The sequence below is a fragment of the Erwinia sp. GW821-FHT03D09 genome, from assembly GCF_059420805.1.
This window is the reverse complement of the sequence record NZ_JBWKUK010000008.1, coordinates 190,718-202,383: the sequence shown is the minus strand read 5'-3', so window position 1 is coordinate 202,383 and position 11,666 is coordinate 190,718. Positions and strand designations below refer to the sequence as shown.

10 protein-coding genes are annotated in these 11,666 nt (G+C 56.1%); 3 read left to right on the top strand and 7 right to left on the bottom strand.

The features are described 5' to 3' along the window. Position 1: 1 nt before the first annotated feature. Entirely contained in the window at positions 2-1,117 is a 1,116-nt protein-coding gene (locus tag AC07U6_RS10160; protein WP_494763383.1) for a DmpA family aminopeptidase, read from the top strand. A gap of 111 nt (positions 1,118-1,228) precedes the next feature. Here AC07U6_RS10160 and maeB read toward each other — a convergent pair whose 3' ends face one another. The 7 genes from maeB to AC07U6_RS10125 all read right to left on the bottom strand — a co-directional run bounded on the left by maeB (position 1,229) and on the right by AC07U6_RS10125 (position 9,700). After that, positions 1,229-3,508 carry an NADP-dependent oxaloacetate-decarboxylating malate dehydrogenase gene (maeB, locus tag AC07U6_RS10155; protein ID WP_494763384.1) on the bottom strand — a complete coding sequence of 760 codons (2,280 nt, stop codon included), beginning with the start codon at positions 3,506-3,508 and terminating at the stop codon, positions 1,229-1,231. Positions 3,509-3,682: 174 nt separating this feature from the next. Next, positions 3,683-4,645, bottom strand: coding sequence for a sugar-binding transcriptional regulator (locus AC07U6_RS10150; RefSeq protein ID WP_494763385.1), 963 nt, complete (start codon positions 4,643-4,645; stop codon positions 3,683-3,685). A gap of 173 nt (positions 4,646-4,818) precedes the next feature. Continuing rightward, positions 4,819-5,466 (bottom strand): dihydroxyacetone kinase subunit DhaL, encoded by a 648-nt coding sequence (gene dhaL, locus AC07U6_RS10145; protein WP_494763386.1) that lies wholly within the window; start codon positions 5,464-5,466, stop codon positions 4,819-4,821. Position 5,467: 1 nt separating this feature from the next. Beyond that, positions 5,468-6,469 carry a dihydroxyacetone kinase subunit DhaK gene (locus tag AC07U6_RS10140; protein WP_494763387.1) on the bottom strand — a complete coding sequence of 334 codons (1,002 nt, stop codon included), beginning with the start codon at positions 6,467-6,469 and terminating at the stop codon, positions 5,468-5,470. Between the two features lie 29 nt (positions 6,470-6,498). Further along, entirely contained in the window at positions 6,499-7,242 is a 744-nt protein-coding gene (locus tag AC07U6_RS10135; protein ID WP_494763388.1) for an SDR family oxidoreductase, read from the bottom strand. Further along, entirely contained in the window at positions 7,242-8,513 is a 1,272-nt protein-coding gene (locus AC07U6_RS10130; protein WP_494763389.1) for an MFS transporter, read from the bottom strand. The genes AC07U6_RS10135 and AC07U6_RS10130 overlap by 1 nt, the downstream gene beginning before the upstream one ends. Positions 8,514-8,587: 74 nt before the next feature. Continuing rightward, the gene (locus AC07U6_RS10125; protein WP_494763390.1) at positions 8,588-9,700 is read right to left on the bottom strand and encodes an MDR/zinc-dependent alcohol dehydrogenase-like family protein; all 1,113 of its coding nucleotides are present in this window, start codon (positions 9,698-9,700) and stop codon (positions 8,588-8,590) included. Between the two features lie 314 nt (positions 9,701-10,014). Here AC07U6_RS10125 and rpiB point away from each other — a divergent pair, with 314 nt between their 5' ends. After that, positions 10,015-10,473, top strand: a complete 459-nt coding sequence (gene rpiB / locus AC07U6_RS10120) for a ribose 5-phosphate isomerase B (protein ID WP_494763391.1) — start codon at positions 10,015-10,017, stop codon at positions 10,471-10,473. A gap of 231 nt (positions 10,474-10,704) precedes the next feature. Continuing rightward, positions 10,705-11,655 (top strand): transaldolase, encoded by a 951-nt coding sequence (gene tal, locus AC07U6_RS10115; RefSeq protein WP_494763392.1) that lies wholly within the window; start codon positions 10,705-10,707, stop codon positions 11,653-11,655. The last annotated feature ends 11 nt before the right edge of the window (positions 11,656-11,666 follow it).

The following is an 11,666-nucleotide window of genomic DNA, read 5'->3' as shown; positions in this document are numbered from 1 at the left end:
CATGTCTTTACGTGCACAGGCTTTAGGGATTCGAATTGGGTCAGGAACTTCAGGCCCGCTGAATGCGATTACCGATGTCCCCGGCGTTCGGGTAGGTCACACCAGCCTGCATCAGGATCTTAGCGATGGCCGCCGGGTCCGCACCGGCGTGACGGTAATTGAACCGCGCGGCGGGCTGGCGAGAAATCAGCCGTGCTTTGCCGGAGTCAGCGTGCTCAACGGCAACGGCGATGCCAGCGGGCTGGAGTGGATTAGAGAAGCCGGCCTGCTGACGACGCCGGTGGCGTTGACCAACACTCACAGCGTTGGAACCGTACGCGATGCATTAATTTCGCTGGAACGCGAATCTCTGCCGGTTGGCGACAATTCGGTGTACTGGACCATGCCGGTGGTGATGGAAACCTTCGACGGCCTGCTCAATGATATTAACGGTATGCACGTCAAAGCCGAACACGTTGCGCAGGCACAGCGCGCCGCCAGCGCCGGCCGCCCACAGGAAGGCTCGGTAGGCGGCGGCAGCGGCATGATCTGCCACGAGTTTAAAGGCGGTATCGGCACCGCCTCGCGCAGGCTCAGCAGTGAAGAAGGCGGCTGGACCGTGGGCGCCCTGGTGCAGGCGAACCATGGCCGTCGCGATGAATTACGCATTGCGGGCTATCCCGTTGGCCGCCTGCTGGAGGATATTCCGTCACCGTTTCATGCCCCGCTGGCTCACCCCGGCATGGGGTCAATTGTGGTGGTGCTGGCGACCGATGCCCCACTCCTGCCCCACCAGTGCTCGCGGCTCGCGGCGCGGGCCGGAACGGGCATTGCACGCTGCGGCGGCGGCACGGAGGATTCCAGCGGGGATATTTTCCTGGCATTTTCGACCGGTAATCTCGGGCTGCCGATGGTGGATTATCAGCATAAAGGCGCGCTGACTTCACCAGTAGCGATGGTAAACAACGATCATATTTCTCCACTGTTTGCGGCGGCGGCGGATGCGGTTGAAGAGTCGATAATCAATGCGCTGCTGGCGGCGAAAAACATGAGCGGCAACGACGGGCACCGTGCTGAAGGGCTGAGCGCTGAACGACTGCTGAAGGCGCTGCATCAACTGGGCTGGAAGGCAAAATAACCAGTTAAGCGAGCAACTCATTGATAGCTCAGGCAGAAGTATTAAACTGGCCCGGCGTATTAAAACAGGCTTCCGGAACGAGATCCGGAAGCCTGAAGTGCAGTTATGGACTTAAAGCGGTGCCGTCTGGGCTTCCACCACCGCCAGCGCCACCATATTCACAATGCGCCGTACTGAGGAGATCGGCGTCAGCACGTGCACCGGTTTGGCGATGCCCATCAGCACCGGCCCCACCGTCACCCCATCCGAGCAGGAAACACGCAGCAAGTTGTAGCTGATCCGCGCCGCCTCCACGTTAGGCATAATCAAGATATTCGCAGCGCCTTTCAGCGGGCTGTCCGGCATCAGATCGTTGCGGATACTTTCCACCAGCGCCGCATCGCCGTGCATTTCACCATCGATCTCCAGATCGGGCGCACGCGCCTTCACCAGCTCAAGGGTTTCGCGCATTTTGCAGGCCGCCGGCGCGTTGGAGGTGCCAAAACTGGAGTGCGACAGCAGTGCTACCTTCGGTTCAATCCCGAAGCGGCGTACGGTTTCCGCCGCCATCAGCGTCAGTTCCGCCAGCTGCTCCGGCGTCGGGTCTTCATTAACGTAGGTGTCGGCAATAAAGGTGTTACCACTCGGCAGCTCCAGCGCATTCATCGCACCGGCCACCTTCACGTCACCCCGGAAGCCAAACAGCTTCTCCACCACCGCATAGTGCTCTTTATAATCACCGATGGTGCCGCAGATCAGCGCATCCGCTTCGCCACGATGAAGCATGATGGCTCCGATCAAGGTTGGATTACCGATGACGGCACGCTGTGCCTGCTGCGGCGAAACACCGCGACGCTTCATAATCTGGTAATACTCGTTCCAGTATTCTTTAAAGCGCGGGTCAGACTCGTTGTTCACCACCTCGAAATCTTTACCCAGCTCGATTTTCAACCCCAGCTTTTGCAGACGCATTTCAATCACGCTCGGGCGACCAATCAGAATCGGTTTTGCCAGCCCCAGCGTAACCAGCTCCTGGGTGGCGTGCAGCACCCGCGCTTCCTCACCCTCGGCCAGCACCACGCGTTTCGGATCTTTACGCGCCTGCGAAAACACCGGCTTCATAAACAGATTCGTTTTATAAACAAACTCGGTAAGTTTTTCGCGGTAGGCGTCAAAATCAGTAATTGGCCTGCGCGCCACGCCGGAGTCCATTGCCGCTTTGGCCACCGCCGGCGCGATCTGCACAATCAGTCGCGGATCGAACGGTTTCGGGATCAGATATTCAGGACCAAAAGACAGTTCCTGATCGCCATAGGCCGAGGCCACGACTTCGCTTTGCTCCGCCAGCGCCAGATCGGCAATGGCGTGAACTGCCGCCAGCTTCATCTCTTCATTAATTGCCGTGGCACCGACATCCAGCGCGCCCCGGAAGATAAACGGGAAGCATAGAACGTTGTTCACCTGGTTAGGATAATCCGAACGGCCGGTGCAGATAATCGCATCCGGGCGCACTTCCTTCGCCAGCGGCGGCAGGATTTCCGGTTCCGGGTTAGCCAGCGCAAGGATCAGCGGATCGCGCGCCATTTTTTTCACCATTTCCGGCGTCATCACTTTCGGACCGGAACAGCCGAGGAAGATATCAGCATCAGCGATCACGTCGTCCAGCGTACGCTTGCCGCTATCCACCACCGCATAGGCCGCTTTGGTTTCGGCCATGTTGGCCTCGCGCCCCTGGTAGATCACGCCTTTTGAGTCGCAGACCACGATATTGTGTTTCTGCATACCCAGCGCCACCAGCAGGTTCATACAGGCGATAGCCGATGCGCCTGCCCCGGAAACCACCAGCCGCACGTCTGAAATAGTCTTTTTCACCACCCGCAGGCCGTTCAGCACCGCAGCGGTACAGATAATGGCGGTACCGTGCTGATCGTCATGGAACACCGGAATTTTCATCCGCTCGCGCAGCTTCTGCTCGATGTAGAAGCACTCCGGCGCTTTAATATCTTCCAGATTGATACCGCCAAAGGTCGGTTCCAACGCCGCGACGACGTCAATGAGTTTATCCGGGTCCAGCTCATCAACTTCGATATCAAACACATCAATACCGGCGAACTTTTTAAACAACACGCCTTTCCCTTCCATCACCGGTTTACTGGCCAGCGCGCCAATATTGCCCAGCCCCAGCACCGCAGTACCGTTGGAAATGACCGCGACCAGGTTAGCGCGGGCGGTATATTTATCCGCCGCCTGCGGGTCCTCGGCGATTTCCAGGCACGGAGCCGCCACGCCGGGCGAATAGGCCAGAGCCAGGTCGCGCTGCGTGGCCAGCGGTTTAGTGGGGGAAACCTGAATTTTGCCCGGAACGGGGAACTGATGAAAATCGAGCGCACTCTGTTTTAACTGGTCGTCCATTAACGCGTTCCTTTTTCTGTAGGTACAAACGTCTCAGTATAGAAGTGGCAGCGCAGTGAAAAACTTGAGGCAGCCCACATCGTTGACACGGAGCAATCGGAAAAACCGGCAGTTCGTGCGTTAAAGGAGAGGTATGACAGCGGACCGTCTGGTTCAGTCCGCCGGGGCAGCAGGTTATTTGGTCATATTCAGTAAGGTACGGATATTCTGTGCCGTGGTGGCGATAATATCAATGGCGCCGGTTCGCAGCGCGCCGAGGATTGCCATTGCCTTCGTGTTTTCTGAGGCAATCGCAATCACGCAGGGGATCTTGCGCAGCTCGTCGATGCTCAGGCCAATCACTCGATCGTTCATCACTGTATCTACATGCTGGCCGTGCGCGTTGAAAAAGTCGTATCCGGCCACATCACCGATCACCCCCTGATTCAGGCTGGCGTCGATAATCTCATGAGGCGTAAACCAGCCAAGCTTCACCATATAACTGTTTTCGTTCATATCGCCGATGCCCACCAGCGCCACATCCGCCTTGCGGGCGCGGTCCAGCGTCTCTTTGATGGTACCGTTTTGCATAAAGGCGTCTTTAAGCGCGCGGTTTTCCACATAGGCCGGGGCGTACAGCGTTTCGCTAATACCGCCGAATTTTTTCGCCAGACGGCGGCTGATATGGTCGGCGTTAATCGCGTCACCGGGGCGATGGGTTCCGCCAATGCCGCTGATAAAGTGGCAGTTGCGGGTGGGTACGCTGCCGGGATGATCGGCGACGGCGGCAACATTGCGCCCCTGTCCTACCGCCACCACCGCGTTATCTTTTAAGGTTTGCGAAAGGTGCATGGCAACCAGCGCAGCAACCTGCCGCCGCTGCTCTTCGTCATCATGATGATCGAGTGCAATCAGCGCGCGCTGCAGCAAAAATCGTTCCAGCAGCTGCTGCTCCAGCCGGGTACTGAACACCGGATGGTAGCGCACATTGATCTCCACAATGCCCTCTTCTTTTGCACGCTTTAACAGACGCCCGACTTTGATGCGGGAGATACCAAACTTTCGCGCAATCTCTTCCTGGGTAATCTCGTCCTGATAGTAAGCGACGGCAATTTCCGTCAGCAGTTCGGTATCCTGAGATAGCGTGTTTTTTTCCATCCGGGCAGTCGTCTCCCTGTCTGAGTCGTGCTGTTTGGGCAGGAGTATTCCTGCCGCGATCAATGTCAATTATCACATAAGGAGCGGATACAGCCGCTCCTTATGCGCATGACGGGCTGCTAATTTATACCATTTTACCTCACGAGCAGGTCGGATTTTTCTTGCCGTAGCGCTCAGACCGTCTCCGCCAACAACTGCTGCTGTGCGCTGGCTGCCATCTGTTCCAGCAGCAGGCAACAGGATACAGCGCCAGCATCCAGCACCCCACGCGACCGCTCACCCAGACGGCTGGCACGGCCAATCTTCGCCACCAGATCTTTTGTAGAATCGCGGCCCTGGCGTGCAGCGTCGCGAATCGCCGGCAGCATCACAGTATAGCCCTCATCCGCCCGCTGTTCGGCTATCTCAACCGCCGGGATCAGTGTGTCCATCAGGCACTTATCACCCACCCCTGCCTCGCTGATATCCTGCAGTTCGGTCAGCCCCGCCCGCAGCATAGCGGCAAAATCGTTGGACGTCAGAGCAGATTTACTGCGAATATTATCGGCCATCCCCATAAAGAAACTGCCGTACAGCGGTCCCATCGAACCGCCAATCCCCTCCATCAACGCGTCAGACAGCGTATCAAAGGCCTCCGCCAGCGACTGCCGCTCATCCAGCTTTTCGCCACAAAGCGTAAAACCTTTCGCCATATTGATGCCGTGATCGCCATCGCCGATAGCGCCGTCAATTTCGCTCAGATAGTCACGATTACTTTTAATCACTGTCACCAGTTCGCTGACCAGCAGGCTGCCGTGCTGCGTTGAAAGTTTCGTCATCATCTTATTCTCCCTGCATCAGGCCAGGTGCCTGAGTCGGCAGGTCCACCAGCTTTTTCAGTTCGTCATCAAGCGTCATCAGCGTCAGCGTGACGCCCATCATTTCCAGCGAGGTAAAATAGTTGCCGACCAGCGCGCGGTGAACGCGAATGCCTTTTTCAGCCAGCAGCTTTTCCACTTCCGCATAGTAGATATACAGCTCCATGACCGGGGTCGCACCCAAACCAGAGACCAGTACCACCACTTCCGGCGGCGGCGAATCGGCCTGCTCGGCAAGCACGAAATTCAGCATGGTGGCAGCCATCTCTTTCGCGCTCTGGGTTGGGATCACTTCAATGCCCGGCTCGCCGTGGTGACCGATACCGATCTCCATCGTGCCGGGCTCGATATGAAAGTTGGGTTTACCCACCGCCGGAATAGTGCAGGAGCTGAGGCCCGCGCCAATCGAACGACAGCGGTCGATGGCTTTCTGCGCAACAGCAATCACCCCGTCCAGATCGTATCCCTGCGCAGCCGCAGCCGCGCCCACTTTCCACATCAGAATTTCGCCCGCTACACCGCGGCGCCTTCCGATTTCACTGACCGGGGCGGATGCAACATCGTCATTCGCCACCACGGCTTTGACCGTAATGCCGGCGGCGGTGGCTTTTTTAATCGCCATCTTAACATTCATGTTATCGCCCGCGTAGTTGCCGTAGAGGCAGGCCACGCCCGCGCCACCGTCGGCTGCCTTAAACGCGTCAAGGAAAGCACCTGCCGTCGGGGAAGAAAACACCTCGCCAATCGCTACTGCATCGAGCATGTTCTTTCCCATATAGCCAAGGAATGCCGGCTCATGGCCGGAGCCACCGCCGGTCACCACGCCGACTTTGCCCGCAATCGGAGCCTGTGGACGCTTAAGCACCCGCGGATTGTCGGTGGCCTGATAAATGGCTGGATGGGCTTTCAGGTATCCCTGGATAGCGTCCTCTACAACATAATCAGGATCGTTAATAATGCGATTCATCTGTCACTCCTGTTAGCAAAATTCTGGCTTCAGCAAATGGTAAAGCCGCCATCGACCACCACGTTGGCACCGTTCATCATTGCCGCACCCGGGCTGGCAAGGAACAGCGCCGTAGCAGCAATGTGCTCTGGCTCCGCAAACCGACGCAACGGGATCTGTTTTTTATGCGCTTCGCCGGCTTCACCAGCCCAGGCCTTTGCCCCCAGCTCGGTCAACACCACCGTTGGCGAAATGGCATTGACGTTAATGTTGTACGGCCCCCACTCCAGCGCCAGCACCTGGGTCAGCCCAACCACCGCCGCTTTACTGGCGCAGTAGGCCAGATGCTGGGGCAGTGCCACCACGCTGGCCTGCGAGGCCATATTAATAATGTTGCCGCTTTTCTGTCGCAGGAAGTGCTGGCCTGCCGCCTGTGAAACGAGGAAGGTCCCCTTCAGATTGATATCCAGCGTGCGGTCCCATACCTCTTCGCTTAAAGACTCAGCGGGAGCCAGCAGCGCAACGCCCGCGCAGTTCACCACAATATCCAGCCGCCCAAAATGCGCCACGGTCTGTTCAACGGCCTGATAAACCGCTCTGCGGCTGGTGACATCAACCACCAGACCGATTGCACGCTCTGGGTCCAGTGCTCTGGCTACGCCAGCTACCGTCGGATCGCGATCGAATAGCGCTACTCTGGCACCATGCTGTAAAAAACATTCGGCGATGGCGTGGCCGATTCCCGCTGCACCGCCGGTAATAAGGGCAACTTTGCCCGTCAGTTCTGTGCTCATCAGAGTGCTCCTTTCTGTTTGAGTAAGCGGGTGTCGGCGCTGTCCACAGGCGCGTCCCCCGCTGGCAGAGTGACAAACTTCATCAGCACCGCCGCCAGCAGATAGAGGCCGGTATAAATCCAGATTACCCCGGCTGCGCCAAACGGGCCGATAAACAGGCCGACCACCGCCGGGCCAACAAAGGTGCTTAACCCGGCACCAAGATTAAGAATCGACATCGCTGCACCTTTATTTTCCGGCGCCAGCGACGGCATCAGTGCGGAAAGAGGGACAAATGCGGCCAGGCAGGCGCCGAACAGTCCGGCGATGACGACGGTTGCCAGATAGTTCGCTCCCAGCCACTGCGGTATATAGAAGAACAGTGCTGTGGTCACAGCACAGCCGATGCAGCCGAACCACATCACAACGTTACGCCAGCCGAGACCGTCGCTGATGATGCCGAACAGCAGGTTAAATATGATATTGACGCCCCACAGCGCGGCGTACATATGCAGCCAGTCGGTGCGGGTAAAACCTAAATCCATCATGTAGGTCGGCATAAACACCACGAAACCGTAGGCCGCTGAGGTATTAATGGTGCGGACAATACCGCCAAGACCGATTTTGGGATTTTCAAAGGCAATGGTGATCCCCTTCAGCACATAGGCCAGCGTCGGCTTTTCGCGTTGCACTTCCGCATCATCATTTCCACGATTGAGGAATAGTGCGATCATCGCGCCCAGCATTACAAAGATCAACGCACTCCACAAGGTATGGATTTCACCCAGAATCGGCAGCGCAATACTGGAGTACAGCACGCCTAGTACACTCAGCCCGCCGCTGTAGACGAACCAGAAGATGCCTACCGCTGAACCCAGCCTGTCGCGCGGAGCCTCATAGGCTACCCAGACCAGGAAACCATAGGCGAACAATGGATAACCCAGGCCGCGAAGCGCGTAGGTGGAGATCATAGTCATCAGGTGATTGCTCGGCAGACCGATGCTCAGAAACAGTACCGAACCGATCATAAACAGCACCAGCCCCACCAGCATCACGCGCTTTGCAGTATAGATTTCAGCCAGCACGCCGGAAAACCAGGCGGCAATGGCGGCGGCAAAACCGTAAACACTAAACAGCAGTGCAGACTGCTGCACGGTCAGTCCTTTTTCAATCAGGTAAGGCGAAAGCCACCCCTGCTCCAGCCCTTCGCCCATCATAAAAATCAGTACACCCGCGTAGCCCACCATCAGCTTGGGCGACAGTCCCGTACGTGCAATCATTCGCTGTAACATTATATTCTCCCGGTGTTGCCTTCAGGAAGTGCGCCCGACGTGGACCAGGACTGCCGCACCCGCCAGGCCTGGATTCAGAGATTTGGATTGAGTACCACTTTGATTGAATCAACGCCGCGCTTCATCAGGTCGAACCCTTCGGCGAAACGCTCCAGCGGCAGCGTATGGGTGACCACACCTTCGGTCGGCAGCGATCCATCTGCGATGCCGCTGATGACCAGCGGGTAACAGTAAGGCCCCAGATGTGATCCGAGGAGATCCAGTTCTTTACGGTCGCTGATAATGCTCCAGTCGACGCTGACCGGATCTTTAAACACCGAGAACTCTACAAAGGTGCCGAGTTTGCGGATCATCGTCAGCCCCTGTTCTACCGATTTCGCTGCGCCGGTTGCCTCGATGTAAATATCGCAGCCGTATCCCTCGGTCATCTCCTTAACGATTTTTATCGCGTCTTCCCGCGCGGGGTTAATCACCAGATCGGCACCGAAGGTTTTGGCAAGCTCGAGGCGACGGTCGGAGAGGTCAAGTACCACCAGTTTCTCCGCGCCGGATTTCTTAATTGCACCAATCATGCCCAACCCCAGCGTCCCCGCCCCGGCCAACACCACCACATCGCCCAGTTTGATATTGGCGCGCTGTACGGCATGAAGCGAACAGGCGTACGGCTCGATCAGGATGGCTTTTTCAATCGGCAGATCCGCCGGCACCGCGTAGTTAATGGCCTCTTTGGTAAACTTCATATACTGCGCCATGCCGCCGTTTACGTTGTTCTGAAAGCCGTAAAGATCGTGTTTTTCACACATCCAGTACTGCCCGCGATTGCAGAAACGACATTCCCAGCACGGCACAATCTGCTCGGAGATCACCCGATCGCCGAGGTTAAATTCCGTTACTCCATCACCCAGCGCTACCACGTGAGCAATAAACTCATGGCCCGGGATCATCGGCGCTTTGATATAGGCAGGCTGCTTTTCATCACCCCAGAAGCTCGGTGCGCCTTCATAGGCCTTAACATCGCCGGCACAGATACCGCAGGCTTCGACTTTTACCAGGATTTCCTTTGGCCCAATGCTGGGCACATCCACTTCCTCAAGCCGATAATCACCCGGTGCATAGGCTACAACCGCTTTCATTCGCTGCGGGATATCCGCGACGCGTCGGCTCTGTTCTGTACATGTCTGGCACATAATCCGTCTCCGCTTAATGATCATTTGAACATGCATTGATTAAATGAACAGTACGCATAGCGTGCTTGAAAGCCAACAACCGAAGATGAAAACTGTGACAAACTTCTTACAACCGATTTTTTAGCCGTTTAACACCCTTATTAATATAAATTATTGTGATCAATCCCTCTTTTAATTTTTACTATCGCTTAAAACAGATTAATCATATGCTCTCGTATTGAACATTTGATATTTTGCGCATAGGGTAAGTAAAGCGGTGGGCACGATCTGCGGGATCGCCGGCCACTTTCGTCACCTTCTTTTGGAGATCTGCTATGCTTTCTATTGCAATTGGCGCTGATGATGCCGCCATTGAGTTGAAAAATGCCCTGATTGATTATCTTCACCAGTCCGGCTTTACCACCGCTGATTACAGCGCTGATGCCCGGCACGAAGGCGGATGTGCCTACCCGGATATTGCCTGGACGGTGGCACAAGCCATCAAAAATGGCCGTCATCAGCGTGGCATTCTGGTCTGCGGTACGGGCATTGGCATGAGCATCACGGCAAATAAAGTTCCCGGCATTCGTGCCGCGCAGTGTCACGATACGTACTCCGCAGAACGCGCTCGTAAAAGTAACGACGCGCAGATCATTACCTTAGGTGCCCGGGTCATTGGGGCCGAACTGGCAAAATCGATTCTTGCAGCATGGCTAAATGCGGAATTTGAAGGCGGACGCTCAGCGCCAAAAGTTGAAAAAATAGGCTATTACGAACAGCTCAAAAGTTCGTAAAGGACAGGAGAATTGCCTGCAGGCCCCGGTATACGCGGCCTGCGGCAAACCATTGGGCAGGCCCATTGCAACAATCAGAAAAAGCGCATTCCAGTTCAATCCTGCCTGATGCACTGTGATCCGCCTGAGATTATTTCGCAACAACCGCAGTACCCCCGCGGTTCAGAAACGCACTGGGCGCGTCTGTTACCGGCTGTCGGGTACAAGATTGCTTACAAGGAGCTTAGACAGATGAATCAGCTAGACGCACTGAAACAGTACACCGCGGTAGTGGCAGACAGCGGCGACATCGAATCGATCCGCAACTATCACCCGCAAGATGCGACTACCAATCCATCTCTTATTCTTAAAGCTGCCGGGCTGGATTCCTACAAACACCTGATTACCGATGCTATTGATTACGCCAAAAAGCAGGGCGGCAGCAAAGAAACTCAGATTATCAACGCCAGCGATAAAGTCGCCGTTAATCTTGGTCTGGAAATTTTGAAAAGCGTGCCGGGCCGCGTCTCTACCGAGGTTGATGCCAGGCTGTCGTTTGATCGCGGCATGTGCGTTACCAAGGCAGAAAAGCTGGTTAGAATGTATGAGGATCACGGTATCGACCGCTCGCGGATTTTGATCAAGCTGGCCTCCACCTGGGAAGGGATTAAAGCGGCCGAAGAGCTGGAAAAAAACGGTATTCAGTGCAACCTGACGCTACTGTTTTCGTTTGCTCAGGCGCGTGCCTGTGCCGAAGCGGGCGTGTTCCTGATCTCCCCGTTCGTGGGCCGTATTTATGACTGGTACAACAGCCGGAAGCCGCTTGATCCCTATGTGGTTGATGAAGATCCAGGCGTTAAATCCGTTCGCAGTATCTATGAATACTACAAGCAGCACCGCTATCACACGGTCATTATGGGAGCCAGCTTCCGTAAAACCGAGCAGATTCTGGCACTGGCGGGCTGCGATCGCCTGACCATTTCCCCTAATCTGCTGGAAGAACTCCAGGCCAGCACCGCGCCGGTTGAACGCAAGCTCACGCCATCAACCGAAGCCTTCCACCAGCCTGCGCCGCTGTCCGAAGCGGAGTTCCGCTGGCAGCACAATCAGGACCCCATGGCGGTAGAGAAACTGGCTGAAGGTATCCGCCAGTTCGCCGTTGACCAGCAGAAGCTGGAAGACGTGCTGGCCGCTAAACTGTAGCTCCTCAGTCA